Here is a 24,544-nt window from a genome sequence, read left to right as displayed (position 1 = left end):
GGAGCTTTTATTGCTTGTCCTGGTTGTGCAATAATATCTTCCCCGTTATGAATTTTATCTCCTCTAGACGCACCATAAGCCCCTGAACCATGTACATCGTTTCCCCTTATTTTTTGATTATAAATTAATGGGGAAAAAACAGATTTGGTTTTGGTGATTAAAAACAATACGCCTAAACCTATTGCAGCTCCTATAGCTATTGGTTTAGTTTTCATGCTAATTGGGTTTTAATATTATTTAATATTCTTAAACTTTTTTTTCTTGCACCTTCATGTGAACCATACAGGGCTATGTATGCAGAATTACCAATGCTAGTTTTGTTTATATCCTTATAAATATTAGGGTCGTTTGGGTCTAAATTGGATAATTGCTCTGCTAACCATTTATTGTCCCGAGCATTCTCTACCGTAACCGAATCGGCAAATTTGGCTTGGTGTTCTATTGGCATAAAGGCTATTGCTTTTTCGGCTAAACCTATTGCGTTTTGCGTTGGGGTAAAAATCTTATTTACCGCGGCAAATACTATAGCCGTAATCCCTGCCTGAATAGCTATTGCTTTGTAATCTAATTTTTCTGCCATAATCCTTTTTTCTTTTCTAAAATGAGGGTTTTAGTTTTTCCGCATGCATTGAATGTGGTAACTTTTATTTGTCTACGCCCTAAGAATCTAGATTTTAAAAACAACCATTTCCATTGCTTCCTTTTTACATGCGATACCGTTTGCGTTTCGCTATTAAACTCCCTTTCTAATATGTTTACAGACAAATCTTTACCATTGTAGCTAACTTGCCCATTAATCGTTAGGCAGTTACTTTTATCGGTGAAATCTTGTGTAATGGCCACGGAATTTTCTATGCCTTTTAAAACAGTTTCTAAACTAATTTTGTTGTGCGTAGAATCTTTGTAGTATATTTTCTGAATTACAATTTTTTCTATATTTTTTTGTTTGATGCTGGCACTATCTAACACCTGGTGTAAGTATGCAAATCGAGTATCTATTTGCGTTAAAAATTCTTTCTGACCTATTCTTAGATTTACAATTTGTGCATCTTTCTCTTGTAGTAATTGAAACTGGTTTGTTTTTAATTCTTTAATGTAGTTGTTTTTATTAGCTCTACTGTACCCTAAGTAACCACAAGCTCCTAAAAGAATTATTATAATATATATGCTCCAGTATTTCATTATCTCATTTTATTATAGTAGTACCTAGTCATGCGAATACGCTCCTCTATGCCGTTGAGTCCGCCATTAATTGCTTTGGTTATTTTTACTATAGAATCTCTATTTATGTTATTTGCTAAATTCCAAAGTTTATTTTCTTCAAAAAAATATTTAGCAGAGGTAAAGTAAAAACTGTAAGCAACTTTTTCAGGATTTTCTAAAATAGTAACATCTTTTATCCATTTTGCAAACTTTTTGTAATTAAAAAGTCCTGTTAACTGTATTGCTCCACGACCTCTATATTTCCATCCATCGCCATAGTTGGTGTTTCCAAGTTGGTGAGATGGGTTTCTGTTTTTATCCCAATAGACTTTATTGGCTATTTTTTCTTGATTGGCTTTATGCCCCCAGGTTCTCCCATCTTGGTAGGCCTGTACTTTGTTTTTTCGGTAATACGAAAAGGTCTTTATTAAGCCAATAGCGGAATAGTTAAGGTTTTCTGTATCGTACTTAAATCCATTAGTTTCGTGGTGTAGTTGTCCTAGAAAATGTGCTAACTGAATTTTTGAAACCCCAAATTGAGCTTGGAAAGCTTTTAGGGTGTTTTTACCGATTATCCCGTCTGGAACTAATCCGTTTTCTTTTTGAAATTCAACTATTTTTCTCATTTTTAAAGGGAATTAAAACCCTTCTAGATTTTTACCAGAAGGGTTTTGTTATTTACTTGCTATCTCCTAATGCTGTATCGGTTTTGGTTCTTAAAAAACCAAAAAGAACACCAATTATTGTAATAATCCAAGTGGCATTTTCTCCTGTTATTACATTAGTCCAGTCAAAGCTTTCTACAACTCCAAATAGTGCGGTAATAATTGCTATTAGTAGGGTTCTCCATCCTTTTTTCATAATTTTAAAATTTAAGTGTGAATATTTATTTACTATTTTTATTTCTTATTAATAATAACTTCTATAATTTCTATTTTCCCTAAAACATCTCTCTGCTTATCTACCAAGCTGCGAACCTCTGTATTTAATTTTTCTATACTTTTTGAGTTCTGCGTAATTTCATTTTTGGTTACTTGCAGCTCCGAATCGTGTTGTACTTTTGTATATCTTGGAGATTCTGTAAATGCATCCATTTTTTTTCCTAGAATAACCTGGTTTTTCTGTGTCTGATTAACCGCATTGGCTATGTTGTCTATTGCGTTGTCTTGGTCTTTGTCGTTACTCCATACGCTGAATGCAGAAGTGATAATTCCGATTATTAGCACCCCTATTAATGTTGTTATAACATTTTTAGAGTTAAATGTAATCTGACTATTTTCCGACTTGTTTCCCATAGCCTTTAATAGTTTTAAAATTTCATCCTGAGAATCATCCATTATTTAATCTCTTCTACTTAATATTATTCTACGTTGTACTTCTTTTGATGTTGTTGTCGATTGTGAATATACTTTTGTATATCCATTCCATTGTGCCGCCCTGTGAGCTTGATATGCTTGTAATGCCGTGTATCTAGCCGTTGTGGCTCCTGTTGTGTTCGTCGACTGGTCTACATAAAAAGTATCAAAATCGTAGACATCTAATACATCACTGTGATTAAGTGTTAGTCCTCCGTTCAGTAATTCCCACTCGTCTTCTAATCCGTCATTATCCGTATCTAAATAATTCGGAGCGGTTGAAAAAGTAGGTAGTCCTATGGTCTGACTTTCGTTATTAGCATAGCTTCCTGTTCCATTATTCGCATCATCAACTAAGTGTTGGTCAACAGCATCTAATCCTTCTAGATTGACTCTAGCACCTGCGTTTTCTAAAACATGAGACTTAACTAAATTAGAATTTAATGGTACATAAGTACTTGCATTTATTCTGCTAGAAACTAATGCATTAGTCGCTTCTGTATTTAAAGGCGCTGCATTATTGTTGAATAAGTTATCTAGATTATATAGCTGACTACCTGTATAGTCGGTATCCCCAGATGGCGCGCAATTACTAGTGCTGCAATCTAAAAGTTCTATAGTAGCACTTGAACCTTGCGTAGCCCAACCATCCTCATATACATTACCTATTACGTCTATAACATTTTTTGCCGTAGCTTGTAGCCCGTATGTATGTCCGTAGATATAATTATTGATAAACTCATAGCTATTATCTTGACCTATCGAAGACCTCATATTACGCTCTGAATTGTTGATATATGCGTTGTTAATGAATGACGCATTAGAGAATCCACGCCCATACGCAATACCACCTTTTGCGTTGAATCCTTCACCTATAATACTATTTTGAAGCGTAAAATATTCTAAAGTATTAAGTAAATCTCCTGCATTTAAGTTAACACCAAAACTACCTGAATTATCTCCCCACGTAAATGAACATTGATTGATTGCGTATTGACTTCTATTTGCATTCTGATTTGTTCCTCCTATCCTGAACGACTGTACATGTGCGGCATCCGCACCGTCGCCCCCTCGGAACTTCATGTGTTGCATAATAAAGTTAGAAGACCTTACATTAGTCTCGTGATTATGTACCGTTATTCCGTTTCCCGTAGCACTTTGCCCATATATTGTTATATTATTAACACCTGTTGAAAAATATAATCCTGAACCTAAATTTATTGTTCCGTTCGTCCTGAAAAGTATATTTCCGCCTTGTCCCGAATTTTCAATGTCTTGCTCAATTTGTCGTAGACTTCCTGCTCCACTATTATTTAGATTAGTAACAAAATAAACAGGTAAACCCCTACCTCCTGTTGCATTCTTGCCCCATCCTTCCGCAGTAGGGTACGCCTTTATATCTTCATCTGTAAGGTAGATCGTTGGCTTTCCTGTAGTGTTTTGAGCACTAAAAAAGTTTGATTCTTGTTCCAACCAAAACCCTCCTTTTATATGATTCTTCCAGTTCCCATCATCTGTTATTTCTGCGTAACCATCGCTATCGATTCCTTTTGCCGCATAGCCGACCGATTGATTATAAGTATAAAAATCTTGTAAACTCTGGTCTTTATAAAATAGGTTTGCTATTGCAAAAGTCGTAGAGTGCCTTCTTTTTATTCCACCATCTAATGCTTTTCCGTCGTTATAATACACATCATTCCAACCGCCATTTGCAGTATTTCTATAGAATTTAGAAATAGCCGTAAGCATTAATTTTAATCCTTTAGGTGTGCTTCCGTTCGTTGTACTACCTCCTGCATAAGTTACTGAGTGATTACTGCTACCATTTAATATTCCATCTGTTGTTTCGTAATCATAAAGTAAATCAGTAGTATTCTTCATAGCATCTCTATGAGCCATCCTTGTTAATGCCCCTGCTGTTACTGTACTATAACTTATACCTAGTTCCCAATCAGTAGTACTTGTTTCATAATTTCTATAGAGTTCCCAAAATATTCCGTTTGTAAAAACACAAATTTTCATTATTGTTTTAAAATAATCTTTACAATAAGACTCTAAAGAACTATCATTGTAATGTATAGCGTAATTGTGTAGAAAATCTAAACTCTCTGCAAGTCTATTATTTCCGCCATTTTGAATCCAAGTTACTCCAAAATCAGGGTTGTTAACACCAGAAGAATTTTCAATAGGATAGCTGTTATTGCTGTTTCCATCCCCTATTAGATTACCATTTCCGTAATATGCTCCAGACTGCCAACTTGCGCCCCAATTATTTATTAGTTCTGTCTGAACTTTTGGGTATAGCCAATTTCTGTAATTTTGAAAAAAGGTTGTTATTGCTGATTCCTCAAGTGTTGACAAGTTCGTTACATCACTTTTTATTAAAAAGTAAGTGTCTATTAATTTATTAAATTTTGAAGTAGTAATAAAAAAAGGATTAACACCTATACGCACGCCGTTATTCCATCTTGTTGTATTTGTGAAATCAAACTCTGCTTGGCTAGTTAGCCATTTAATTTCAGCCATAACCGCATCCATACCTACAACATCATTTTTAGCTTTAGAAATAATACCTTTGATGTGCATGTCTTCGCCTGCACGGTCTGGCTCCATGGCAAAAATTTCAGCTATTGTGTAACTTGTATCGTATTGATTAGGTACAGTTTCCTGTAGCTTGTGAAAATTACTAAATCGGTTAGCTGTATTGTCTACATCGAACGCACTAATAACAGTATTAATTCGTGCGTAATCATCTGCAAATCCTGTTCCTGTTATATAACCGTTATCGTATCTATTCGCTATCTCTGTAAGTGCTGCATCTGTCATATAGAATGACTGTGCGTGTGCAGTACATACTAAAAGAAATGCTATTGCTATTAGTATCTTCTTCATATTATTGTGCTTCTGCTGAAATTATAAATTCCATAGTATCTCCTACATTTCCGTTAGTATTCCCCTCTCCGTATATCTGAATATGAATTACCCCAGAACCGTCTACTGCTACTATACTTTCTTTTATATCTCCTTGCCAATTTGTGTTTGCCAAATCTGTATAATTTGTAAAGCCAGTTCCTCCAGATATTATACGTATACGTCCTTCCGTTCCTACCGTCATCCTATAATCGAACACGATTTTAACGGTTCCAGTTGTAGGAACATTAAAAGTTATACCTACCCTATCTGCTCCTCCTGTAGCGTTGCTAGTAGTTGAGCCTACATAACTTTTACCATAACCGTTGTCTGTATTAGCTACACTAGATATTGTTGCAGTTCCGTATAACGCATTAACAACATTAGCTGTCGATACTACATTATTAGACTCGTCAGGAGGAAAAGAAAAAGCCATGCCATTAATTAGCTCTGAATTTGCGTTGCTGTCATTCGGATGCGACAATGAGGACGACACAATATCGCAAGTGCTATCTACTCTGTACGTAGTACCGCCCAAAGTTTCTAAAGATATGTTCGTCTGGTCTGTAGCGCTGCATACTAAGTGCTGATTAGCTGCTATTTCTGTTGTAATATTATTAAGCATGCCGTTACCTTTTAAGGTATATCCAACATCTGCTTTTATAGTTAATGTTCCTGTTCCTAATTTATCAAAGTACGCTTGTTTTGTCGTTGTTACACCTGCTCCTAAACTTAGTTCTGTTGTACCTGTGAACTCATTAGTTACTACATTTCCTGCATCATTGTAATTCAAATCAGCAACTTGTATTACCCCTGCTGTTATTGTTCTGTAGGTTCTTTCGCCTGTTTCTGTTCCTGAACTTGACGGAAGAGCTACGTGTGTTAGTTCTCCGTTTGTCAGCATAACTATATTTCTAATTTCAGAACTACCAAGATTAAACTTAATTTTTCCAGATGTTCCACCTGCTCCGCCTGTTAAATCAATATCATTTCCCACCATTTTTAAAGGCTCTGTAGCGGTATGATTTCCTAAGTCGTCATTTGTATCACTAACCTTCGCATCATTTAACGCTGTTCTAGATTCTATGTTTGAATTGATAGTGTTTTGGTCTGTTGGCAGGTTGGTTAGCTTTGTTTCTTGTGCTGTTGTTAGGCTTGTGCCAGATTCTGGTGAACCAACTCTTATAGATTGCGAGTGGGCAACTATAGAAAATAATAGGGATATTACAATTAAAAATTTTCTCATTTTTTTTAGTTTATTAAGTACGTTCCGGTTACTGATACATTGAAGTAATCGTTAATACCTCCTGTTTTTTGCTGAAAACCTGTTCCATTAAAATTAGAGGTTATAGAATACCCTGTTACTGCATTAGCAGTTGAAGGGTTTCTGTTTGTGCCAAATTGTAATGCTCCTCCAGTTAATGCGGCTTTAAAGTCTATTATATCTGCATGGAATGGAGTGTTGTAATCTGGTCCCCAATTAGAATCTAAATATTGAAAAGAAACGTCGAATATAGGGTAGGTAGGGTTGTTAGAGTTAGATTGTGGTAATCCAGAAATTCTAAAAGGTGGATTACTGCCTCCTAAATTACTATTCCCTGTTTTTTTGATTCTTAATTCCATATTAAAATGATATAGTTTACCAATTTGGTAGTAGTACGAATTGTTTTGTATAATAGTGTAGTCCGAATTTGGAATAGTAATCGCTATTGTTCCTTCTGAAGGTGTTATTCCAGAACCTCCCGTTGCTCCTGTTGCTCCTGTTAGTCCTTGTATTCCTTGTTCTCCCGTTGCTCCTGTTGCTCCTGTTGCTCCCTGTATTCCTTGTATTCCTTGTGCTCCCTCTAGTGAGGTTAACCAATCTTGTTCCGTGCCTACAAATCCATTATTAACCGCTATTTCATACGCACTAAGTCCGCTACTTGTTCCTATAGGTGCATCTGTAGGGAACTCTAGCCTTGTGATTGTAGTTGCTGGTAAGGCGTTTAGCTCTGCGGTAGTTCCTACTGCTATTTCTATTGTATTTTTAGGAGAAATAGGACTAACGGTAATATCATCATTTCTAGTGGTGTCTAAATTGGGAAATGTGTTTAAAATATCATTCCAATCTATAGTGTTTATTCCTGTAGTTGTTGCACTTATTGTACCGTTAACATCATTATAAACAAAACTAACACCTGTATGTGTGCCGTTTTGGAACGCTAAACCTAGAATGTCTTCTACTTCTTCTTGCGTTAAATTCCCTGTATTAAGGTTTAATTGAGACACTAAATTTGCTAAAGAAATTTCAGTAGAAAAACCTTCGCTATCTAATACAAGTAGATTAGAGGTTAAAGGAATCGCTGTAATTTCGGTGGTTCCTAAAACCACAATACCGTTATGAAATGTTTTGGCTTTTTGCTGGCCAATGGCGCAAGAAAAAAGAAAAACAGTTGCTATTATTGTAAATAAAATTCTTTTCATAATATTATAAATCTGGAAAATTCTGTGGGTTAATAGAATCTGATATATCATAATCTGCTTTTGCTTCTGAATTGCCTCCTTTAAACTTAGACCAACCAGATAATACGTCATCACCAATAGGACCCATTACCCAATCGTTCTTTTGGATTTTGTTTTTATCCTGGTTGCCGTTTGCTTTTAACACATGTTTATCATCTATAATAACAAGTTTACTAGAGCTGCTATAACCGCCTGTTTTTCTAACCCTACCTACCATGATTACGCTTCTTTATTTTTAAAAATCATTGCCCCTAATGCAATTACGGCTACAACAATGCCACTTGCCGCTAACGGATTATCTTTTACCCAATTGGTTGGGGTAGATAAGTTGTTGTCTGTATTTATTCCTCTCCGCAAAAGATTAGCATTTATATTTTGATTTCCTGTAGCTATGCCTGCTCTAGTGGTAACTACTTTCGTTTGTGCTGGTCTAACGGTAGCATTAAACACATCTCCTAAAGTCTGAAAAATATTATCTAGATTAAAACTAGAATTTTTAGGTATTTTTGGGTAGTGCTGTTCTCTTGGGGAAACTATAACGCCTTCTAACTCGTTTACATTTTCAGACAAAGAATAAGTCTTATCACCCATGTAACGGTCTAGCCTAAAAATTTGACCTGTAAAACCAATATGCGAAATCTCAAAACTTTCGTGTAAATTTCCGACAACAGTAAACCAACCGTTTTGGTCGGTTACTACACCTCTTTTTGGATTGCTATTAATGGTAATTACATGCGCTTGGTACAATGGTTGTCCGCTTGCATCTAAAACCCTACCTCTATGTGTTATTCTTGCCATAATACTTTTATTTTTTAAACAAATAAACACCTACTCCAACCGCTACTACCGCTATTGCTCCGCCTATAAGCAACTTGCTATTGTCGGTTTTTTGCGGAGGAGTATTATTTGCATACTGGTATCCATTTTGCCCATTAATAACTTGTTGTTGCGCTTGTGGCTGTAGGTTTACATTATTGCCAGAAGTGCTAGTTCTATACCCTTTATTTTTATTAATAAGTGGCCCCACATACCTATCTGCAGTATTAATTATATTACCAATTGTTGCCCAAAAATTACTACCTCCTGTATTGGTTGGCCCTGGTATGTAACTAGGCGTGTTAGCCGTTGGCAACGTATTAGTAAATGTTACTACTGGTGCTGTATATGTTTGTACTTTTCTTAAATCGTTTGGGTCTTTATAGCTCATTTTATTATTTTTTTACAACGTTTATAAATACTATACCAGATAGTAGTGCAATAGCAGCTAGCCAGTAAATTGTTTGTGGGCTAACTACACTTCCTTGTAATGGCTTAGTAACTGGAACATCAATTATATTTTGTGTTGGCGTAGCATTATTTACTGGTGTTGTTGTATGGGTGGTTTCTGGTACTGCATTTGGGTCTGGCTTTACATAATAACTAGGGTCTAATTTAGGTTCCGGATACGCCCTACGGGTTGCCGACTTTACCCTAAGGCTGCCTGCATCTACTCTTACCTTTGTTTTGTCAGGATTTTTACTCCTTCTAACAGGGGCAGTCTCCGAAACATTGCTTCGAGAATTTCTGTAGGACGGATTAGAACCTCTTGTTGTTGACATTTTTTTATTTGTTAGTCAGTTTTTTATAACCAAAATATATTGCTACTGCTCCAAAAATTATCCCTAAGTTTTTGCTTAAAGGGGATTTAGCTGTTACCACTACTTCATCTAAAGCAATTCCTTTATTTTTTAGCGTATATATTCTATCTTCCATATTAGAAGCTAGAGTAATTGTCTTTGTTTCTTTTCCCATATAGCTTAACACCCATTTTTCACCAGAAGAACCCTGTATATGAAAATTGCCGTTAAAATCTGTAATTGTTCCTCTAACATTTGGGCCTTGCAAATACACATTAACCCCAAGTAACGGTTGTCCGTTTTGGTCTTTTACAGTTCCTTTATGTGTTATTTGTGCCATTTGTTATAGGATAACTTTTACTGGTTTCTTTTTCTTTTTATTATTGGTTAGCAAAACCATACCGCCAAATACTACCGCTGCTATTGCCCAACTACCCATTGTTGTTAATCCGTTGCTTAAAAAAGATATAGGGGTATTTTTGGCTTCAGCAGGAATAGTAGTGTCTATATATTTTCTTTTACCTGGTTGGGTTTCTGCGTATGCTTTTTGCTCGCTTACTATAGTGTTAATTTCTTGCAACTCTTCTGGAGTAATTACTTTGTGCTGCATTACTGGCGCAGGGGCTAAAGGAACTTTGCTAGGGGCTATTCTAGGGTCATCTTTAGCGACTATAATACCATGTACAATATCGCCACCCGTAATAGAATCTATTTGGCTGGGCGTTAATTTAATTGGCGTGCGAGAATTTCTAAAATCCGCATATTTATCTATAGTTGCTTGCGATGGCTTGCCTAAGTAATTAATATTTTTTTTTTGGCATGTACACATACTACTTGTTTTTCTTGATTATTTTACGAACTAATAAACCAGCTACAACTAGCCCAAGAATCCATTTTCCTGTATTATTAGCATCTACTGTTTCTTCTGTATTTTCTGCCGTACCACTACCGTCTACAACACCTGTTTGTGCCATTGGGTCTGCTGTGTCTGTAGGTAAAATTGCATCTGCTGGGTTGGTAGCTGCTGTGTTAATGTAGTCTGTTGGCGTAGCATTATTTACTGGTGTTGTTACAGGTGCTGTTACCGTAGGGTTTGTTACAACTGTATTAACTGGTGTTCGGGGTATTGTTGTTGTATTCGTATTTGTAGAGCTTCTAGGAACTGTATTAACTGGTGTTCGGGGTGGTGTTGTTGTATTAGTAGAACTCCTAGGTACAGTAGTTGGCTTAGGAGGCGTGCTCGTTAGCGTAATAGGTTGCTCCGTGCCTAAATGGTCCATTTGTACCCCTTTTGGTCTTGTTCTTACAACTGGTTTAGGGGTTATAGTTGCTGTTGTTCTAGAAGGAGCAACAGTTCTTGTTCTTTGATTGCTTCTTGTAGAACTGCTTCTAGGCTGCGAACCAGATGTTGTTCTAGGTGTAGAGGTAAAACTACTTCTTTTAATTACTCCGCCACAATGACAATTATACTCCTTATCGGAATACGAGCCTGCCCAATTTTTGGCGTTTAAATATGCTTCTAATTCTTTTGCTGACCTACCCATAATTAAATTACATTTGGCATTACCTGTTTTAATTTTAAAATCTCATCATCTTCTAGTTCTGAATACAGCCAATAGCTTAAAGATTTTTTTGGAAATGGAAAATATGCATCTCCAAAATCATCATATCTTGGCTTTCCGAAGGAATTACTTATCATAGAAAAATCCTTTTTGTTTTTTCCTGTTAAAAGCTCGTATATTCTATTTTCATTAGTACCGTTCCATACTACCATTGCTTGATGTAGTGCGGCCGCAATAACTTCTGCTTGATTTTCAGAAATTGTGGCTCCATAAGGAACACGGTTACTTTTATCTAAATTTCCTCCTCCAGAACTTGTGTCTGGTTTTAAATATTTAGTTATTTGGTAAACAGCAAAAACAGAAAGAAGTCCTAAACCTACATATAACGTTGTGTTTGGGTTGCTGGCTATTGCCTTGCCCGTGTTTTGAAGCGCATTTTTCGTTGTAGTAGCTACTTTTGTTATTGCTGTAGATTTTGCCATTTTCTAGATAAATATTTTTAGCTTCATAAACTTTAGATTATTTCCTAAATAACCTCTTGCTTTTGCGCTTTTTAAAAGGGTTTCTAAATTCTTTAGTTCTGTGTCTGTAAGCGTATTAATTGTTTCCATACAATTTTTACGCTTAAAGTCTACCATAGGACTTGTTTCTTTAACCGTTACCGTTTGCTGTGGCATATTCTGTAATGTTTAGTTGGTTTAATTTTTGGGCATATTCTGGTGTTGCTGCTAACAAGAAAATAGTTTGCTCTATCAATGGCAGCATATTTTCTGTAATTGCTTCATCTTCTAAATACCCTATAATTTTTTGTTTTTCTGGACTAGCATTACTTGGAGCTGCTAAACCTGCTTGTGGCTGTTGGGATTGCATGCCCTGCATAAATGCTGGAGCTAGTTCTAATATTTTTTGAGCGCCATCACCATCTAACCAAGTTTTTTTATTTAATTGCTCGGAACGTATAGCGAGGTCTAGTTCTTGCTTGGCTAAAAATGCCGAAGATTCTAACTCACGGTTACGTGTAGTAAGGCTATGCACTTCATCTTCTAACCTTCTTGCTTTAGTTCTGTATTCTTCTGCTCTTTCTGCATTTTTCTTTAGCTCTATAAATTCCGCTAAACCCATTCCGGCAGCTAATGCGGAATTTGCTGCACCACCAACGGACCGCATTGCTGCTGCTCCTAATCCAAAGTCTTGTTGTGGCGCAAAATTTTGTTGCTGCTGCATTGGAGCATGGCTAACTATTGGTGCTGTATGTAAAGGTATTTGGTTGTCCATAGGTGTTATAGTTTTTACCACTTCTGGTTGCACTACAACTTGTGCGTTCTGGTGTTTTGTTAAAAGCTCATATCTACTAGTTACATTGTAAGTTGTGTCTACATAATTTGGCTCTGTTGCTGTACCATTGCCACCAGATAGTTTTCTAAAAAGAACTTTTATATTCTTTAAGCCAAACTCCACTATCATAGCATCTACCCATTTGGCTATAGTACTATGCGTTGTAGTCATGTCTTTTAAAGAAAACAAAGAGGGTTTGGATTTTCCTTTTTGTACCACCCAAACGTTTGTGTCTAAATTTTGTATGCGCAATACTCGCTTAGAATCTCCTCTTAAAAAAGATTCCCAACTTTGTACTACATCATCAAAACTCTTAGGTGTATTTTGCATTTGTTAAGGGATTATTAAGAACAACTACCGCCGTAACCTTGGCTTTGTCCTTGGTTATTTTTTGAGGCACCTTCTGTAGAGGTGTCTATTTCTCCTACGACCATACCGTAGTTAAGTACCAGTTTATTCAATTTTTGTTCTCCAGTTGCTATATCTATTTCATCTTTGAACTTAATATTGATTGTTCCACTTAGCACCATGCCTTCAAATTGTACCGGATAAATATCTCCTGGTAAAACTTCCTGATGATTTATAACAACCGTAGATTTTCCCTCATTAAAAAAATGAGGATTCATCATTCCGTTTAACGAATAAGAATTATCTGTTTCGGTTAAAATTAATGTGGTTAACAAAACTTTTAATAAGCTCATAAAATGAATAGTTAATTATTATCTACTGCTGAATTATGTAATACAATACTTGTGTTTTTAATCCTCCTGGCAAGGGGTTTTCAGAAGATAGTCTTGTAGTTATATTACGATTGCAATTAAAGCTCATAGGCCTAAGGGAATCAATCCATTTACCAGCAGTTGTTTTTTTCGATAAACGAAAATCGCTACCTTCAACTATTTCATTACCACCATCTAAAATTGTTAAGTTTACAATCTCATTTGGTTCTGGAGTTGTTGTTGTTATAATCGTCATTCCAATACATTTTCCATAAGGCAAAGAAGTTTTTACTTCTGCAAAATTTTGATTTGGTTGGATGGTTAGATTTATTGTTTTATATACAATATTCATTGTGCTTATTTTTAAGAATTAGTAACAAAAAAACCCACCCAAATAGGTGGGTTTTTTAAATAAAATGTACTTTCTAGATGTTATTTCTTTCTTGTTACTAAAGCAGCAATAGTAACGTAGATGTAAGGAGTAGTAGCAGCTCCTTCTGCTTGCATTGCAACGCCGTCAGGGAAAAGAAGATTAATTTCTACATCTTCATCATCAATTAAATACCTTAAGCTTTCTAAGTTTAAGTAGTCTGCACCAACTTCTGTAGCAGTCCCAAAAGTTGCAAAAGAGGATACACTTTTACGTAATACAACGCGTCCTTTTTGAACTATTTCAATATCTGCATTAGATAAAGGTGCCGGCAAAGCTTTATTATAGTTAATAGAACCTGGCGATGCATCTGCAGCCCCTTCTCCATAACGGATTGCTATTCTACTAAATACTGCGGCTCTATTTTGGTCTAACTTTCCTCTAGAATCGAAAGAACAAACACCATCTAATTGTATAGAGTTAACATCTAACAACTTAACTCTTGTATTGCCTAATGCAATTTTTTTCTTTACATATAAATCTGCTGGGTCTAAGAATACACCGCCCTGTGCTCCCATTGCTTGTATTAAAGAAGTGCTAAAAAAACCTACTATTGTTTTTAAAAATTCTACTACGGTCAAATGACCTATTAAATTATTCATTTTCTTATTTTTTAAGATTGTTTAAAATTATTTTCATGGTAATGGCAACAATTCTATGCTTCTTAAAAAAAATTATATATTATACTCCAAATTGACCACTTGCAGGGTAGGGGTCAGGATTTCCTAAATATTCTGGCTCCTGATAAACAGCCTCTTGCAATTGCCTTGGGTCGTAAAAACTAGATGGACTAGAAAGGCCTACGGCTTTGCTTGCGAACTCTTTTAATTTAGATGGCTCTCCGCTATCTACATACTTTTCCACAATCGGCTGCACCGTTTCGAGGATTACTTCACCTGCTTGTTGTACAGATGCCCCTATTAAGGCTCCTCTTGCAGCTTCTGCTCCTGTTGTGGTTCCTGTAATAGATGCTGCTCCTAATGCTGCAACTACTGCAATTCCTAATTTTCCTAATTTTCCTCCTGGAACAAGTGTTGCAACACCTTTAGAGAACATTGCCCCAGGTATAGCAGAACCTACCAAAATGGCAGTCTTGCTAACTTTCTTTGTACTTGGTGTACTGGTTTTCATATTTACTAATTTTAATTTATTAACTAACTATTTTTATACATATAGGCACCACCTGCTAAGGCTGCCATAAGTACTATTCCTATTTTACCCATGCCTGCCTGTTGTACTACAGGGGTAATATTTTTGTTGGTTCCATCGTATGTTGTGGCTACGGCTTTATTAATTTGGTCCGTGCTTTTAGCCGATGGGTTTAATTGTATTTTAAATTGCTCTACTTCTTTAGATAAAGAATGTCTTCCTGTGTGTTTTTCTGGAGGGTATTTAACCGTCTTTGTTCCTGAATTTGCTAATAAATGTCCGTATCTGGCTATACCTTGCTTAAAGTGGGATACTATTTCTTTCTTTGATTCGTCTAAGGATTTAACGAGAAGAAATAATCCCTTTTTAGTACAGTCTTTGGCGGAAGAACTTAGCCAATGCCTTTCTGTGCTGCGAACAGAATAAAAGAACTCCATCCACGCATTTATTGCAGTTTCTATCTCTGCAATTGTCCCTGTTTCCATTTTGTAAAAAACAGATGCGGCTTCCGATTTTAAATACTCTGCCTCTATAGCTACCGTTTGTTTAGCTCTTTTTTCTGTCCAAGAAGAGCCTATGCATTTAAAACCACCAGAAAACCATTGTCCCAAAACTTTTTCGTACCATGCCGATGGCACTAACGCTAGTACTGCTGTAATACCGTATGTATACGGTGCTGCGGCAATACCTATAGATTTTATAGTAGAAGAGGTTGCTCCTGTTCTTCCTATTTGTGATAACCGCTGCTCTCTTGTGCCTTGACTTACAAGCATTTGGTTATTTTTTGCTCCTTGCACACCAGAGGAAACTACCCCTGTTGCTGCATTAGCCCAATCGCCACCTTTAGAGCCAGACCCGCCAGAGCTTCCAGACCCACCAAAAGAGCCGGCTGCACTAGAACCAACTACAAAAACATCTTTCCAAAACTCAGAAGCCCCTAATCCATGTGAGTAGTTTAAGGGTGCTCTTAACATTTCTCCGCCACGCATAGCTGTTCTATCCGATTCTCTAGAAATTCTTTGTAATGTTAGTGGTATTCTTGAGGGTGTGGTTGTTGTTCGTTTTGGAGAACATGAACAAGATCCTCCAAGTCCATTTTGTCTTGGTGCTGCTCCTTGCAATCCGTAATGTGGTAAACTTACTTTACTCATTAATTCATCACTTTTTTGTGTGAAACGAACTTCTTTATTATCGTGTACCGTAGCATCTATTACTAGATAATCGCTAGGGTTTTCTACTTTTAAACTCTTTTGGTTTCTTGGAACTACGATGTAGACATGGGTCCAATGTTTAGGGTTAATTCCGTCTTTACTAACTAGCCAATTTGGATTTGGCTGTTTTACTCTTCGGAAATAATGTTTAATCCCTAAATTGCTTAGAATGGTACTTGCAAAAATGCTGTAGCTCTTACAATCTACCCCTTGTTCTCTTGTTGCCCAACTGCAAGCTGGAGACCTTAAATTTTGTTTCTTGCCATCTAACTCGTACTGAATATGATTATACAAGAATCTGTAAATTAAAGCCGCTGTTTGCGCTAGCTCTTTGCCCGAAAAAAGGGATAATGCTAAATCTTTTGTTTGATCAACATTTTTAATTGCCCATTTTTTCATTTGGCGCACCGTAAACAAAGTGTCCGATTCTCCAAGATACCGAGGAGCACAACTGCTTTTTTTAAAAAAACGATTGTACTGCGCTCCATTTTGAAGCATTCTTTTAGCCTGTTTGTTAACTATTTCGTAACTCAACCTTTCAATGATCTTTGTGCTTGGTTATTTTGGAAGAAGCTAGGAGTGTAAACCTGTCTAAGTTTTACACTCCAATAGCTTTGTAGTCCAATACCATAAACCAAAGATGTTGATAATGCAAGTGGTTAAAACCCGTTTTTGTTGGGTTAGGCTCGTTTTTCTTGGGTTGGATGCGTTTTTGATGTTTGCGGTTAAAATTTGGGTTTAAAATTTGCTTGTTTTAGTATTTTTGTTGTAAGGATATTCACCAAAACCACCGTAGTATGATTTTAAAATTTAATTCTTACCGAATTGCAAAGCAGAAACTTTTACGCAAATTTCCGTCTATGGGGAAAAAAGAATTTGCCAACCTTATTAACCCTATTATGGCAGAAAAAAGAGGGGTTCCTATAGATACGGTTAAACATGTTCAATTTATTAGAAGTAATGAGGTTATTGCTTTTTTAGAAAAGATTGGGGAGCCGCTAGAGGGGTATGGAAAATTAATTGTAATAAACACACAAGGAACAGATAAAAAGACACTTAGAACTAGGCTTTCTGTGGTTTGCCAGCCAGAATTTGTACAAATGATTAATACTATTATTAGCGAAAACAGAAATATGTTACGTGCTAGGTCTTTGCAGAAGAAATATTTACACCCGAAAGAGGTAGTTACTTTTTTAACCCAAATAGGGGAGGTGTATTAGGGTTAATTATTTACAGAATTATTTGTTTTTTTATTAAGCTGCAATGGTTTTTCTGTTATCTGTAGTATATGGTATTAAATATCTTTCTTTTATATTATTGTCTGCGGATACCATGGCGTATTCTAAAGAATCGGTTGTTAAATGCAGATAACGCTCTGTAGTTTCTAGTTTTTTATGTCGTAATATTTGTTGTACAAATTTAATATCCATTCCGGCTTCTAACCAATGGGTAGCCCTGGAATGTCTTAAATCGTGTACTCGTATATTTTTTGTAATATTTGTTTTTATTAATGCCTTTTTTAATATTTTACGAATACTAGAGGTGCTGTATTTTGGTGCGTTTTGCCCCTCGAATAGATACATTTTTGGTTTGTATTTTATATAATACTCTCTTAGTAGATTCTTTGTTGCTTCTGGTATTGGTACATATGCGGTTTTATTGCCTTTACCTGATACTATTTTTATTACATTTTTAGTCTTGCCAATATCGACCACCTTTAGATTAATTACTTCACCTATTCTAAGCGCACAACTATACAGTAATTGTATTATTGCTTCATGCTTTAAATTTGGAATATTAGATATTACCTGCTGAATTTCTATTTCCGATAGAATATTTGGGATGAAATCGGACACTTTAGGCTGTGGTATCTTTTTTATAGCTCTAGAATTTAATACCCCTACAAAAAAATGGTTCAATGCTCCATGCGCTTGCTTTATAGTCCTTGCCGCTCCCCTTCTTAACATAAATTGTATTAATTGCGGTTTTGTAATACTTTTTGGTTTTGGGTATTCTTCTAAAAACCGAACTATTATAGAGGTGTATTGCTTTACCGTTGTTTCCGCTTTTCCTGTTATTAACAAGTAATTTTTGTATTCCGATATGTAATTTTCCATCTTGCTTTAATATGTTTTTGAGTTTATTTGCTATTTATCTGACTCTTAATGATTTATTTTTAAAAAGGTGTGGATATAGGGGAGTTATATGCAATTAAAATGCTATACAATTTTTACAGTTCCCTGTATTTTTATCAATGTTCTGGCACTTGCTAAAATTACTGCCTTTATAGCATTTTAACAGTACACTTCGCTTTAATTCGCTAAACTCGTTGTTACAGTTTTCTATTTTGGACTTTGCTTTCATAATGGTATTTTAATATTTACACGCTTCGTCATATAACATAGTATAACAAAAATTAAGGCTCTCCGTCTTTTTGCCATTGTTCAAACTCTTTAATAAGGTCTGTGCTTAACTCGTCAGCAAGTCCGCAAAGCTTATCTAATAAGGCTTGTTCATCATCAGTCCACATTTTATTAGGTCTGTACCCTAACTTTGTGATTAGGTCTATAAAAGCCATTTCTGTACTTACTTTTATCCTTGTTTTTAATGGTATGTTTTTAACCATTTCTGTCATTGCTTTGCTTCTCATAATCCTTAACTTTTGTTATACTTATACGTTACCAATAATTAAGGTCTGTAACCTCTATGTAAGGCAATTTCTAAATCGTTAGAGCTTATAAATTTTTTCGGGTCAGGTACATAACACCAACATATTAACTTCATACTTTCATCCCCGAAATGAGTCCATTCACTACTTTCAAAATCGTAGTAGCCAAGGTTCTCGAATACGTGGTTATTATCGGTTTTATCATAGACAAGTACTGTCTTACTGAAACTTGGGTCGTCTACGCTTTTTTCAGGTAGCTCATTCATTGGAAAAAATTTATAATCTGGCATATCTATTATGGTTTGTGATTAATCATTAACTATTGGTAACATTGGCTATATCAAATTTTTTAACGAAAGTCTGTGCTTCGTGTATAATTTCGTCCATTTCTTCAATAGTACAGGTAAGATTATGTTCTTGGCTTAAAAAGTTAAAAAAGTCTTGATACAAATCTGCTTGTTCTCTTGCTATCTTATTCATTTGTCTAGGTTTATTTTATTCGTTAAAAATCTTGGCATAGCCTTGAGCGTTAGCAAACATTTACTGTCCGTCTAAGTCTGCTGTTAATACCATAACATTGTGAGCCATCTCTAAAGCTGTTTTCATTGCGTTATCCGTTGGTTCGGTTGTAAAACCTTTTGTTAGTTCAAATACATTGCTTGCTTGCCTTCGCATTTCTAAACGTTTGCTAACAAGTGGTATAGATAATTGCTTTTGTTCGCATTCATTCCACACCTGTAATAAGGCTTGTTTTACACTTACACTTTCTGGGTAAGCCGTTTGTTCCTGTATTTCTTTAATTCTGTCTGAGTTCATATCGTTTATTTATTAAGATTTGTAATTAATTTAACGCAACTATCCATACCACAAGCCCGTTCTAGATGAATATTTTGGGCGATTAATTCGAGTACGATTAACTGCTTAAAGAGCCACGCCCAAAAAACTCACAAGAACACGTTGTATAAGTAAAAAAGAAAAGCCACCTGTAAGGGCGTGATTACTCTTATAAAAACTGGTTGCGCTCAATTTCGTTAAGTCTAACTACTTTTATTAACTCAATAGCTGCTAGTAGTTCATCAGCCGTTATGCCTTTTGTCAACTCTTCAAAAAGTAAATCCTCTTTCTCTCTACTAGCTTTACTTCCGTTTATAAAAGCATCAACAAAAGGGTGAGTTTGATTCGTATGTACAGCAAGAGAACCGGGGGAAGTAAACTCACTTTTATTAAATAGCTCCCTAATTAAATTAGATAGTTTCATAATTACAATCTACTTATTTTAATAAATTCCGTTCTGGTAAACCTCTTAACAACCCCATTCATATAAGAAAAATAAACCAATCCATTTGTGTCAATCCCATATTCCACACAATCTGAATTTAATTCACCCATCTTTTTATATAATTTATTTGCTTCATCGATTCTAAACGGATTTTGTTTGTTGATTTTTGCTTTCATCTTTAATTTGTTTTTATTATAAATTATCAAACTCTTCTTGATTAAAAAAAACAGGCTCATTCCTAATTATATTAATCAAATCTTTTATAGCTTTTTCAAATGGTTTAATATCTTTAATTTTTACATATACGTTTTTTTCATGGTCTTTAAAAATATTACCACTCCCTCTGTCAAAGTAACAACCCCTAAAGTTAAAATGATAAATAGGTTGCGATGTGCCACAATTAATACCCATTTTTACAACAACCTCTTCATCTCCTTTTTGTGTATCTGCTATTAATTTTATTTCTTTTATAACTACCATAGTTTTAATGTTTTTATTATTTCCTATACCCAAAGATAATGTTTTTATTAATACTAGTCAAGGAAAACATTAAAAATAATTGTTAAAATTAAAGTTTTTATTAAAAATATTTGTGATACCCTATATTTTGCTACGCAATTCGCATTCCTTTTTTCTTTTCTACTCATACAACATCACCGTTCTAGAGAATGAAAATAAAAAATAGGCGCTCACTGTTGCGTCTAGTACGGTGATTAATTACCTTTTTTTAACAAGTACTATATCATAACCTAAATTATTAACTGCATTTTCTACATCTTCTATTTTAGAAATAAAAGAGGGGTATTGTGTAGTACTGTGAACCTGACTCTTACCCCTAGCTCTCGCAATGTCAGCTTTCGAAGAAGCTTCTATTAAGTCTTTAATTGTATTGTAATTACGACTATTATTGTCTTCACTATCCTTTAAAATCAACTCAACCTCTTCACCAGCCCATTGATTTGCCCAACTTTGCAATGTCTCTAAATCTGCTGACCACATTTGACCCGTAAACGAATCCACACCCGAAGCTTTTGATTTTTCAACATAATCCGAGTTTTTGATAACTTCATATTCTACCTCGATGCCCGATTCTACATTTCGCGCTACTCTTTGACCGCCGCCTTTTATTACATATATATCTTGCATAATCTCTTAGTTTAATGTTGTTAAAAATTCTTCAAAAGAGATTTGTTTAGTCGTGTCTGCATAAGCTTTGAAGTTATTCGTTTGCATAATCAATTCGGCTTGTTTATAAATCAATAAGTCCTTTAAATTATTTATACAACCCTCTGTCTCAGAAACATTAAAATCATTCATATTAAAGCTTTCGCTTGCAGCTTTTTTTAATTCGTTTATTTCAGTTTGAACTTGTTCGATGTTTTTTCTTTTTAAAATTTTTTGAAGTATCATAATTTATAGTTTAAAATCTCAGCTTCTTTGCTTTCGATATATCAAATATATGATACATTATTCACATATCAAAATATTGATATAAAATAAGTAAAACTTTAACATTTGACTCAATTTGGTTTTTGCAAAACCACGCCTATTTTTTATTTTAACTCTCAAGAACACAACCTATAATTAAGCCGCAGTTTTTTTATGGGTAGGGCGGCTAAATCATAGCCGCGGCCGTTGGGTACAATTGCCTTCGGGCGTAGAAAAGAAACAGTTAAAAATTAATTCGGTACACATTCGGGAGCTTTTAATAATTTAACATCAGTCCGGGCAAACTCCCAATAACCATAAGTATAAGCATCGAGTTTAGATCTTCTAGCTAAACATTTTTCACATCTATAATTATAGCTTCCTTTCGAAGTTTCATTCCAACGATGCTTATACTTATTCCTTGTCTTTTCCATAATTTTTAAATATTTCTCTTTTTTCTACTCAATTGTACCCAACGTCTGCTGTAAATAAACCCGTTCAATCGTTGGTCTATACTTTTATATTCGTCGCTTTCCTCAGTCAACTATTCCCAACAATATGTATAGCGTATCAGGTTTATTTATGGCTCTCATGAGGTTTTCAAAGCACTAAGAACATTACTATTTATTTCAGTTAGCAACTAACAGTTGCGTACTCGATTATCGATTAAATAAACCTCACACGCCATACACAGCAGACGTTACAGGCTAATTGACCTGCGGCACGTTATTTTCCGCTATAAAATAGTAACCTCTTTCGATACTAATTCGATACACTCTACTTTAGGGTATGCATTGCCCACTTCGGACATAGATTTAGCGACTACGTAATTAATGACGGTAAAATCGCCTAATTGATTTGAATTAATTATTTTGGTTTTGTAAAGGTTCATAGGTTACTATTTTAAGACTCCCAAACAACTCAATTAGCCTGTAACGCCACCGCTTAATGTGCCGTTAGATGGGAGTAGGTTTATATTTATTTAATTCTGTGTTAACCGCAAGTCAACTACATGTAACATTGTTTAAAGCGAATGCGGCACATTAAAAGCTCCCGTGGGGTGGTTTAACCCTATCGTGTTCTTGTGTTTATTTCAGTTAGCAACTATTAGTTGCGTACTCGATTTTCGACTAATGCACCCCACTCGCTTTACACGGTGGCGTTAGCGGTAATACTGTCAATTTATAAAGTTGGCTAGTATCATAAGAAAGAACAGTTCTAATATGTTCATATCCGCTATCGGTTGCGTAAACCATTTTGTTATACTATTACCGCTTTGATTATCGCCAGTCGAGCAGCTAACAATAAGTACTACCGCTAACAATATGTATAACCCATACTTAGGCTTGTGCTTTTTCTGTGGTCTAGGTGTGTTTGCCATAATTAAATATTTTGCTCTTTTATTCTGTTTTCCTGAAGTATTGTAGCAGCCCTTAAAATACCTAGTATTTCGTACTGGTGCATACCTTCTGTGGCTAATGTAAACTGACCATCCTTATCTGTTAATTTTATTTCAATCGTTAATTTTTTCATAGGTAAAATATTTAATTATTTAAGTTCGTTTTGTTCTCAATGTTATGCGACTATCAGCCGTACGGGTCATACATTTGCCGTTAGCAACCATTTACCACTCACACTCTGAAAAATGATTGAATTACAAAAAGAAGATATTCCTATTTTAGATTTTATAATTAATGAATTACAGGACATTTGTTTGCACTCACTAAATCGTGAATATTTAGGAGAAAAAAAAGTCTTTAATTTTGGAAAAACTGAAACCATTGGAGATTTTGCCTTTAATGAATCAGATATGAAAGAGTTTGAAAGGTTAGTTTCAATTATTGAAAAATATGATTGTGCAAAAGTAAATCCTGTTGGATTTGAATCACCTCTATCTGTTTCTAAAAATTCTAAAACCTTGCAATTTATTAAACAAGGTGGTTTCAGAAAATTATATGAAAATTTAGAAAAAGAAAAAGAACGTGAAAATATTGAATTTAAATTAGCTGAATCAAATATTAAAGCGAATGAATTAAACGAGAAAAATTCTAAAAGGAATTTGTTTTTTGCAATTTTAAACATAGTAATTGGAATTATAAATATTTATATATTAGTGAGAACATTAAAGTGAGTTGAGTAATTAATAAGAATATTTGAGAGTAAAACAATAAATTTTGAGAATTGAATTTTGAATTTTTCATAATATTTTGAGTTTTTAAATTAATAATCTGAATAAAAAACGGTTGCCAACACCGTATAAAATTAATGGCTAGTTAGAGCTTGCTTACGAAAATCCTCGCGGATTTTCTATCTGGTGCTTATTTATTAAATTAGGTGCTTAAACACGCCACTAATCATACACAAATCCGTTATGTGTCATTCGCCCCTAACTACTAACTTTCCACAATCAAGGCACGTTAATTCATTTAGGTTTTCAATACCACGAGAGCAATTTTTATGCTCACACTCACTTAACCCTAAATGTATTCTGTATTGCTTAATTCCCCAATATAGATTTGTTTCTGCCTCTTTTCCTCTTGGCTTATCCCCACTTAGAAGTACTGTTTTTATAAAATCTATTAAGCCTTTTTCATCTAACCCATTTTTTAAATTATCCATCTATTTTTGTTTATTTTTTAACCGTAAAAACGCCACATAACAAAACCTATATTTAATTGCTATTTAAGGTCTTTATCTACTAAGTTTTCTATATTCTGAATTTCGCTATCTAATAAAATTAAGTCCTCTTGGTTTGTTAAGAAGTCTATTAATGAAGGGTATTTACTTTTGTACATTTTATATCTATTAAGTTATTTTTTTATTCATCGCAACTAAACATAGCTCAGGCGTTACAGGCTAATTGACCTGCGGCACGTTATTTTCCGCTATAAAATAGTAACCTCTTTCGATACTAATTCGATACACTCTACTTTAGGGTATGCATTGCCCACTTCGGACATAGATTTAGCGACTACGTAATTAATGACGGTAAAATCGCCTAATTGATTTGAATTAATTATTTTGGTTTTGTAAAGGTTCATAGGTTACTATTTTAAGACTCCCAAACAACTCAATTAGCCTGTAACGCCACCGCTTAATGTGCCGTTAGATGGGAGTAGGTTTATATTTATTTAATTCTGTGTTAACCGCAAGTCAACTACATGTAACATTGTTTAA

General features: G+C 34.9%; 42 protein-coding genes. 2 read left to right on the top strand and 40 right to left on the bottom strand.

Translation table 11 applies throughout. The annotated features are described in order from the left end of the window. From QZZ51_RS04815 to QZZ51_RS04700, 24 genes are all read right to left on the bottom strand, one after another. On the bottom strand, positions 1-215 hold a 215-nt coding region (locus tag QZZ51_RS04815; RefSeq protein WP_291866676.1), incomplete at its 3' end, for a hypothetical protein. After that, positions 212-580 (bottom strand): hypothetical protein, encoded by a 369-nt coding sequence (locus QZZ51_RS04810; RefSeq protein ID WP_291866674.1) that lies wholly within the window; start codon positions 578-580, stop codon positions 212-214. The genes QZZ51_RS04810 and QZZ51_RS04815, both read right to left, overlap by 4 nt. Further along, complete coding sequence (locus tag QZZ51_RS04805) at positions 565-1,182, bottom strand: hypothetical protein (protein WP_291866673.1); 618 nt, start codon at positions 1,180-1,182, stop codon at positions 565-567. Before QZZ51_RS04805 ends, QZZ51_RS04810 begins: the two co-directional genes overlap by 16 nt. Beyond that, a complete protein-coding gene (locus QZZ51_RS04800) occupies positions 1,182-1,829 on the bottom strand; it encodes a peptidoglycan-binding protein (protein WP_291866672.1) in 648 nt (215 codons plus the stop codon). Before QZZ51_RS04800 ends, QZZ51_RS04805 begins: the two co-directional genes overlap by 1 nt. A gap of 52 nt (positions 1,830-1,881) precedes the next feature. After that, positions 1,882-2,064 carry a hypothetical protein gene (locus QZZ51_RS04795; RefSeq protein ID WP_291866671.1) on the bottom strand — a complete coding sequence of 61 codons (183 nt, stop codon included), beginning with the start codon at positions 2,062-2,064 and terminating at the stop codon, positions 1,882-1,884. Positions 2,065-2,102: 38 nt separating this feature from the next. Beyond that, entirely contained in the window at positions 2,103-2,540 is a 438-nt protein-coding gene (locus QZZ51_RS04790; RefSeq protein WP_291866670.1) for a hypothetical protein, read from the bottom strand. 3 nt (positions 2,541-2,543) lie between these two features. Then, a complete protein-coding gene (locus QZZ51_RS04785) occupies positions 2,544-5,450 on the bottom strand; it encodes a hypothetical protein (RefSeq protein WP_291866669.1) in 2,907 nt (968 codons plus the stop codon). A gap of 1 nt (position 5,451) precedes the next feature. After that, on the bottom strand, positions 5,452-6,714 hold the full coding sequence (locus tag QZZ51_RS04780) for a hypothetical protein (protein WP_291866668.1): 1,263 nt from the start codon (positions 6,712-6,714) through the stop codon (positions 5,452-5,454). 5 nt (positions 6,715-6,719) lie between these two features. Then, positions 6,720-7,931 (bottom strand): hypothetical protein, encoded by a 1,212-nt coding sequence (locus QZZ51_RS04775; RefSeq protein ID WP_291866667.1) that lies wholly within the window; start codon positions 7,929-7,931, stop codon positions 6,720-6,722. Between the two features lie 4 nt (positions 7,932-7,935). Continuing rightward, the gene (locus QZZ51_RS04770) at positions 7,936-8,187 is read right to left on the bottom strand and encodes a hypothetical protein (RefSeq protein WP_291866666.1); all 252 of its coding nucleotides are present in this window, start codon (positions 8,185-8,187) and stop codon (positions 7,936-7,938) included. A 2-nt stretch (positions 8,188-8,189) separates the two neighbouring features. Next, the gene (locus tag QZZ51_RS04765; protein ID WP_291866665.1) at positions 8,190-8,768 is read right to left on the bottom strand and encodes a carboxypeptidase-like regulatory domain-containing protein; all 579 of its coding nucleotides are present in this window, start codon (positions 8,766-8,768) and stop codon (positions 8,190-8,192) included. A gap of 7 nt (positions 8,769-8,775) precedes the next feature. Then, the gene (locus QZZ51_RS04760) at positions 8,776-9,177 is read right to left on the bottom strand and encodes a hypothetical protein (protein ID WP_291866664.1); all 402 of its coding nucleotides are present in this window, start codon (positions 9,175-9,177) and stop codon (positions 8,776-8,778) included. A 4-nt stretch (positions 9,178-9,181) separates the two neighbouring features. Then, a complete protein-coding gene (locus QZZ51_RS04755; RefSeq protein ID WP_291866663.1) occupies positions 9,182-9,568 on the bottom strand; it encodes a hypothetical protein in 387 nt (128 codons plus the stop codon). 4 nt (positions 9,569-9,572) lie between these two features. Beyond that, positions 9,573-9,926, bottom strand: coding sequence for a carboxypeptidase-like regulatory domain-containing protein (locus tag QZZ51_RS04750; RefSeq protein WP_291866662.1), 354 nt, complete (start codon positions 9,924-9,926; stop codon positions 9,573-9,575). A gap of 3 nt (positions 9,927-9,929) precedes the next feature. Next, complete coding sequence (locus QZZ51_RS04745; protein ID WP_291866661.1) at positions 9,930-10,415, bottom strand: hypothetical protein; 486 nt, start codon at positions 10,413-10,415, stop codon at positions 9,930-9,932. A 1-nt stretch (position 10,416) separates the two neighbouring features. After that, positions 10,417-11,130: a hypothetical protein gene (locus tag QZZ51_RS04740; RefSeq protein WP_291866660.1), complete on the bottom strand. Its 714-nt coding sequence runs from the start codon at positions 11,128-11,130 to the stop codon at positions 10,417-10,419. Positions 11,131-11,132: 2 nt separating this feature from the next. Beyond that, on the bottom strand, positions 11,133-11,630 hold the full coding sequence (locus tag QZZ51_RS04735) for a hypothetical protein (protein ID WP_291866657.1): 498 nt from the start codon (positions 11,628-11,630) through the stop codon (positions 11,133-11,135). A gap of 3 nt (positions 11,631-11,633) precedes the next feature. Next, positions 11,634-11,825, bottom strand: a complete 192-nt coding sequence (locus tag QZZ51_RS04730; RefSeq protein ID WP_291866655.1) for a hypothetical protein — start codon at positions 11,823-11,825, stop codon at positions 11,634-11,636. Then, complete coding sequence (locus tag QZZ51_RS04725; protein ID WP_291866653.1) at positions 11,800-12,813, bottom strand: hypothetical protein; 1,014 nt, start codon at positions 12,811-12,813, stop codon at positions 11,800-11,802. The genes QZZ51_RS04730 and QZZ51_RS04725 overlap by 26 nt, the downstream gene beginning before the upstream one ends. Positions 12,814-12,827: 14 nt before the next feature. Continuing rightward, a complete protein-coding gene (locus QZZ51_RS04720; protein ID WP_291866651.1) occupies positions 12,828-13,184 on the bottom strand; it encodes a hypothetical protein in 357 nt (118 codons plus the stop codon). A 22-nt stretch (positions 13,185-13,206) separates the two neighbouring features. Then, positions 13,207-13,554, bottom strand: a complete 348-nt coding sequence (locus tag QZZ51_RS04715) for a hypothetical protein (protein ID WP_291866649.1) — start codon at positions 13,552-13,554, stop codon at positions 13,207-13,209. A gap of 80 nt (positions 13,555-13,634) precedes the next feature. Then, entirely contained in the window at positions 13,635-14,234 is a 600-nt protein-coding gene (locus tag QZZ51_RS04710; protein WP_291866647.1) for a hypothetical protein, read from the bottom strand. A 79-nt stretch (positions 14,235-14,313) separates the two neighbouring features. Continuing rightward, a complete protein-coding gene (locus tag QZZ51_RS04705; RefSeq protein ID WP_291866644.1) occupies positions 14,314-14,763 on the bottom strand; it encodes a hypothetical protein in 450 nt (149 codons plus the stop codon). 23 nt (positions 14,764-14,786) lie between these two features. Beyond that, positions 14,787-16,490: a hypothetical protein gene (locus tag QZZ51_RS04700; protein WP_291866643.1), complete on the bottom strand. Its 1,704-nt coding sequence runs from the start codon at positions 16,488-16,490 to the stop codon at positions 14,787-14,789. A 299-nt stretch (positions 16,491-16,789) separates the two neighbouring features. Here QZZ51_RS04700 and QZZ51_RS04695 point away from each other — a divergent pair, with 299 nt between their 5' ends. After that, positions 16,790-17,212 (top strand): hypothetical protein, encoded by a 423-nt coding sequence (locus QZZ51_RS04695; RefSeq protein WP_291866641.1) that lies wholly within the window; start codon positions 16,790-16,792, stop codon positions 17,210-17,212. Positions 17,213-17,245: 33 nt separating this feature from the next. Here QZZ51_RS04695 and QZZ51_RS04690 read toward each other — a convergent pair whose 3' ends face one another. The 14 genes from QZZ51_RS04690 to QZZ51_RS04625 form a co-directional block, all read right to left on the bottom strand. Beyond that, a complete protein-coding gene (locus QZZ51_RS04690; protein WP_291866638.1) occupies positions 17,246-18,109 on the bottom strand; it encodes a tyrosine-type recombinase/integrase in 864 nt (287 codons plus the stop codon). Between the two features lie 299 nt (positions 18,110-18,408). Continuing rightward, positions 18,409-18,642: a hypothetical protein gene (locus QZZ51_RS04685; protein ID WP_291866636.1), complete on the bottom strand. Its 234-nt coding sequence runs from the start codon at positions 18,640-18,642 to the stop codon at positions 18,409-18,411. Between the two features lie 38 nt (positions 18,643-18,680). Continuing rightward, positions 18,681-18,950: a hypothetical protein gene (locus tag QZZ51_RS04680; protein ID WP_291866633.1), complete on the bottom strand. Its 270-nt coding sequence runs from the start codon at positions 18,948-18,950 to the stop codon at positions 18,681-18,683. Positions 18,951-18,975: 25 nt separating this feature from the next. After that, positions 18,976-19,140 (bottom strand): hypothetical protein, encoded by a 165-nt coding sequence (locus QZZ51_RS04675; protein ID WP_291866631.1) that lies wholly within the window; start codon positions 19,138-19,140, stop codon positions 18,976-18,978. A 60-nt stretch (positions 19,141-19,200) separates the two neighbouring features. Further along, positions 19,201-19,476 carry a hypothetical protein gene (locus QZZ51_RS04670; protein ID WP_291866628.1) on the bottom strand — a complete coding sequence of 92 codons (276 nt, stop codon included), beginning with the start codon at positions 19,474-19,476 and terminating at the stop codon, positions 19,201-19,203. Between the two features lie 187 nt (positions 19,477-19,663). After that, positions 19,664-19,918 (bottom strand): hypothetical protein, encoded by a 255-nt coding sequence (locus QZZ51_RS04665; RefSeq protein WP_291866626.1) that lies wholly within the window; start codon positions 19,916-19,918, stop codon positions 19,664-19,666. A gap of 2 nt (positions 19,919-19,920) precedes the next feature. Then, a complete protein-coding gene (locus QZZ51_RS04660) occupies positions 19,921-20,115 on the bottom strand; it encodes a hypothetical protein (protein WP_291866623.1) in 195 nt (64 codons plus the stop codon). A 16-nt stretch (positions 20,116-20,131) separates the two neighbouring features. Beyond that, complete coding sequence (locus QZZ51_RS04655) at positions 20,132-20,419, bottom strand: hypothetical protein (protein ID WP_291866621.1); 288 nt, start codon at positions 20,417-20,419, stop codon at positions 20,132-20,134. 237 nt (positions 20,420-20,656) lie between these two features. Further along, entirely contained in the window at positions 20,657-21,085 is a 429-nt protein-coding gene (locus QZZ51_RS04650) for a hypothetical protein (protein WP_291866619.1), read from the bottom strand. A gap of 6 nt (positions 21,086-21,091) precedes the next feature. After that, on the bottom strand, positions 21,092-21,349 hold the full coding sequence (locus tag QZZ51_RS04645) for a hypothetical protein (RefSeq protein ID WP_291866616.1): 258 nt from the start codon (positions 21,347-21,349) through the stop codon (positions 21,092-21,094). A 269-nt stretch (positions 21,350-21,618) separates the two neighbouring features. Further along, on the bottom strand, positions 21,619-21,801 hold the full coding sequence (locus QZZ51_RS04640; RefSeq protein WP_291866613.1) for a hypothetical protein: 183 nt from the start codon (positions 21,799-21,801) through the stop codon (positions 21,619-21,621). A gap of 302 nt (positions 21,802-22,103) precedes the next feature. Next, positions 22,104-22,259: a hypothetical protein gene (locus QZZ51_RS04635; protein WP_291866602.1), complete on the bottom strand. Its 156-nt coding sequence runs from the start codon at positions 22,257-22,259 to the stop codon at positions 22,104-22,106. A 285-nt stretch (positions 22,260-22,544) separates the two neighbouring features. Next, positions 22,545-22,748, bottom strand: coding sequence for a hypothetical protein (locus QZZ51_RS04630; RefSeq protein WP_291866610.1), 204 nt, complete (start codon positions 22,746-22,748; stop codon positions 22,545-22,547). A gap of 2 nt (positions 22,749-22,750) precedes the next feature. Next, the gene (locus QZZ51_RS04625; protein WP_291866608.1) at positions 22,751-22,900 is read right to left on the bottom strand and encodes a hypothetical protein; all 150 of its coding nucleotides are present in this window, start codon (positions 22,898-22,900) and stop codon (positions 22,751-22,753) included. Positions 22,901-23,012: 112 nt separating this feature from the next. Here QZZ51_RS04625 and QZZ51_RS04620 point away from each other — a divergent pair, with 112 nt between their 5' ends. After that, the gene (locus QZZ51_RS04620) at positions 23,013-23,498 is read left to right on the top strand and encodes a hypothetical protein (protein ID WP_291866605.1); all 486 of its coding nucleotides are present in this window, start codon (positions 23,013-23,015) and stop codon (positions 23,496-23,498) included. Positions 23,499-23,743: 245 nt separating this feature from the next. Here the strand turns inward: QZZ51_RS04620 and QZZ51_RS04615 are convergent, their stop codons facing one another. Together QZZ51_RS04615 and QZZ51_RS04610 are read right to left on the bottom strand one after the other, a co-directional pair. Beyond that, positions 23,744-23,986 carry a hypothetical protein gene (locus tag QZZ51_RS04615; RefSeq protein WP_291866604.1) on the bottom strand — a complete coding sequence of 81 codons (243 nt, stop codon included), beginning with the start codon at positions 23,984-23,986 and terminating at the stop codon, positions 23,744-23,746. Positions 23,987-24,252: 266 nt separating this feature from the next. Beyond that, the gene (locus tag QZZ51_RS04610) at positions 24,253-24,408 is read right to left on the bottom strand and encodes a hypothetical protein (protein ID WP_291866602.1); all 156 of its coding nucleotides are present in this window, start codon (positions 24,406-24,408) and stop codon (positions 24,253-24,255) included. Positions 24,409-24,544 lie beyond the last annotated feature (136 nt).

Origin of the sequence: Maribacter sp., assembly GCF_016744255.1 — a bacterium.
Taxonomy (GTDB): Bacteria; Bacteroidota; Bacteroidia; order Flavobacteriales; family Flavobacteriaceae; genus Maribacter_B.
Note: the sequence above shows the minus strand (reverse complement) of the source record. Positions and strands in the feature narration are given on the sequence as shown.

Excerpts from the sequence above, each read along its gene's own strand:
- QZZ51_RS04810 (WP_291866674.1), bottom strand. The coding sequence starts at position 580 with ATGGCAGAAAAATTAGATTACAAAGCAATAGCTATTCAGGCAGGGATT.
- QZZ51_RS04805 (WP_291866673.1), bottom strand. The coding sequence starts at position 1,182 with ATGAAATACTGGAGCATATATATTATAATAATTCTTTTAGGAGCTTGT.
- QZZ51_RS04800 (WP_291866672.1), bottom strand. The coding sequence starts at position 1,829 with ATGAGAAAAATAGTTGAATTTCAAAAAGAAAACGGATTAGTTCCAGAC.
- QZZ51_RS04795 (WP_291866671.1), bottom strand. The coding sequence starts at position 2,064 with ATGAAAAAAGGATGGAGAACCCTACTAATAGCAATTATTACCGCACTA.
- QZZ51_RS04790 (WP_291866670.1), bottom strand. The coding sequence starts at position 2,540 with ATGGATGATTCTCAGGATGAAATTTTAAAACTATTAAAGGCTATGGGA.
- QZZ51_RS04785 (WP_291866669.1), bottom strand. The coding sequence starts at position 5,450 with ATGAAGAAGATACTAATAGCAATAGCATTTCTTTTAGTATGTACTGCA.
- QZZ51_RS04780 (WP_291866668.1), bottom strand. The coding sequence starts at position 6,714 with ATGAGAAAATTTTTAATTGTAATATCCCTATTATTTTCTATAGTTGCC.
- QZZ51_RS04775 (WP_291866667.1), bottom strand. The coding sequence starts at position 7,931 with ATGAAAAGAATTTTATTTACAATAATAGCAACTGTTTTTCTTTTTTCT.
- QZZ51_RS04770 (WP_291866666.1), bottom strand. The coding sequence starts at position 8,187 with ATGGTAGGTAGGGTTAGAAAAACAGGCGGTTATAGCAGCTCTAGTAAA.
- QZZ51_RS04765 (WP_291866665.1), bottom strand. The coding sequence starts at position 8,768 with ATGGCAAGAATAACACATAGAGGTAGGGTTTTAGATGCAAGCGGACAA.
- QZZ51_RS04760 (WP_291866664.1), bottom strand. The coding sequence starts at position 9,177 with ATGAGCTATAAAGACCCAAACGATTTAAGAAAAGTACAAACATATACA.
- QZZ51_RS04755 (WP_291866663.1), bottom strand. The coding sequence starts at position 9,568 with ATGTCAACAACAAGAGGTTCTAATCCGTCCTACAGAAATTCTCGAAGC.
- QZZ51_RS04750 (WP_291866662.1), bottom strand. The coding sequence starts at position 9,926 with ATGGCACAAATAACACATAAAGGAACTGTAAAAGACCAAAACGGACAA.
- QZZ51_RS04745 (WP_291866661.1), bottom strand. The coding sequence starts at position 10,415 with ATGTGTACATGCCAAAAAAAAAATATTAATTACTTAGGCAAGCCATCG.
- QZZ51_RS04740 (WP_291866660.1), bottom strand. The coding sequence starts at position 11,130 with ATGGGTAGGTCAGCAAAAGAATTAGAAGCATATTTAAACGCCAAAAAT.
- QZZ51_RS04735 (WP_291866657.1), bottom strand. The coding sequence starts at position 11,630 with ATGGCAAAATCTACAGCAATAACAAAAGTAGCTACTACAACGAAAAAT.
- QZZ51_RS04730 (WP_291866655.1), bottom strand. The coding sequence starts at position 11,825 with ATGCCACAGCAAACGGTAACGGTTAAAGAAACAAGTCCTATGGTAGAC.
- QZZ51_RS04725 (WP_291866653.1), bottom strand. The coding sequence starts at position 12,813 with ATGCAAAATACACCTAAGAGTTTTGATGATGTAGTACAAAGTTGGGAA.
- QZZ51_RS04720 (WP_291866651.1), bottom strand. The coding sequence starts at position 13,184 with ATGAGCTTATTAAAAGTTTTGTTAACCACATTAATTTTAACCGAAACA.
- QZZ51_RS04715 (WP_291866649.1), bottom strand. The coding sequence starts at position 13,554 with ATGAATATTGTATATAAAACAATAAATCTAACCATCCAACCAAATCAA.
- QZZ51_RS04710 (WP_291866647.1), bottom strand. The coding sequence starts at position 14,234 with ATGAATAATTTAATAGGTCATTTGACCGTAGTAGAATTTTTAAAAACA.
- QZZ51_RS04705 (WP_291866644.1), bottom strand. The coding sequence starts at position 14,763 with ATGAAAACCAGTACACCAAGTACAAAGAAAGTTAGCAAGACTGCCATT.
- QZZ51_RS04700 (WP_291866643.1), bottom strand. The coding sequence starts at position 16,490 with ATGCTTCAAAATGGAGCGCAGTACAATCGTTTTTTTAAAAAAAGCAGT.
- QZZ51_RS04695 (WP_291866641.1), top strand. The coding sequence starts at position 16,790 with ATGATTTTAAAATTTAATTCTTACCGAATTGCAAAGCAGAAACTTTTA.
- QZZ51_RS04690 (WP_291866638.1), bottom strand. The coding sequence starts at position 18,109 with ATGGAAAATTACATATCGGAATACAAAAATTACTTGTTAATAACAGGA.
- QZZ51_RS04685 (WP_291866636.1), bottom strand. The coding sequence starts at position 18,642 with ATGAGAAGCAAAGCAATGACAGAAATGGTTAAAAACATACCATTAAAA.
- QZZ51_RS04680 (WP_291866633.1), bottom strand. The coding sequence starts at position 18,950 with ATGCCAGATTATAAATTTTTTCCAATGAATGAGCTACCTGAAAAAAGC.
- QZZ51_RS04675 (WP_291866631.1), bottom strand. The coding sequence starts at position 19,140 with ATGAATAAGATAGCAAGAGAACAAGCAGATTTGTATCAAGACTTTTTT.
- QZZ51_RS04670 (WP_291866628.1), bottom strand. The coding sequence starts at position 19,476 with ATGAACTCAGACAGAATTAAAGAAATACAGGAACAAACGGCTTACCCA.
- QZZ51_RS04665 (WP_291866626.1), bottom strand. The coding sequence starts at position 19,918 with ATGAAACTATCTAATTTAATTAGGGAGCTATTTAATAAAAGTGAGTTT.
- QZZ51_RS04660 (WP_291866623.1), bottom strand. The coding sequence starts at position 20,115 with ATGAAAGCAAAAATCAACAAACAAAATCCGTTTAGAATCGATGAAGCA.
- QZZ51_RS04655 (WP_291866621.1), bottom strand. The coding sequence starts at position 20,419 with ATGGTAGTTATAAAAGAAATAAAATTAATAGCAGATACACAAAAAGGA.
- QZZ51_RS04650 (WP_291866619.1), bottom strand. The coding sequence starts at position 21,085 with ATGCAAGATATATATGTAATAAAAGGCGGCGGTCAAAGAGTAGCGCGA.
- QZZ51_RS04645 (WP_291866616.1), bottom strand. The coding sequence starts at position 21,349 with ATGATACTTCAAAAAATTTTAAAAAGAAAAAACATCGAACAAGTTCAA.
- QZZ51_RS04640 (WP_291866613.1), bottom strand. The coding sequence starts at position 21,801 with ATGGAAAAGACAAGGAATAAGTATAAGCATCGTTGGAATGAAACTTCG.
- QZZ51_RS04635 (WP_291866602.1), bottom strand. The coding sequence starts at position 22,259 with ATGAACCTTTACAAAACCAAAATAATTAATTCAAATCAATTAGGCGAT.
- QZZ51_RS04630 (WP_291866610.1), bottom strand. The coding sequence starts at position 22,748 with ATGGCAAACACACCTAGACCACAGAAAAAGCACAAGCCTAAGTATGGG.
- QZZ51_RS04625 (WP_291866608.1), bottom strand. The coding sequence starts at position 22,900 with ATGAAAAAATTAACGATTGAAATAAAATTAACAGATAAGGATGGTCAG.
- QZZ51_RS04620 (WP_291866605.1), top strand. The coding sequence starts at position 23,013 with ATGATTGAATTACAAAAAGAAGATATTCCTATTTTAGATTTTATAATT.
- QZZ51_RS04615 (WP_291866604.1), bottom strand. The coding sequence starts at position 23,986 with ATGGATAATTTAAAAAATGGGTTAGATGAAAAAGGCTTAATAGATTTT.
- QZZ51_RS04610 (WP_291866602.1), bottom strand. The coding sequence starts at position 24,408 with ATGAACCTTTACAAAACCAAAATAATTAATTCAAATCAATTAGGCGAT.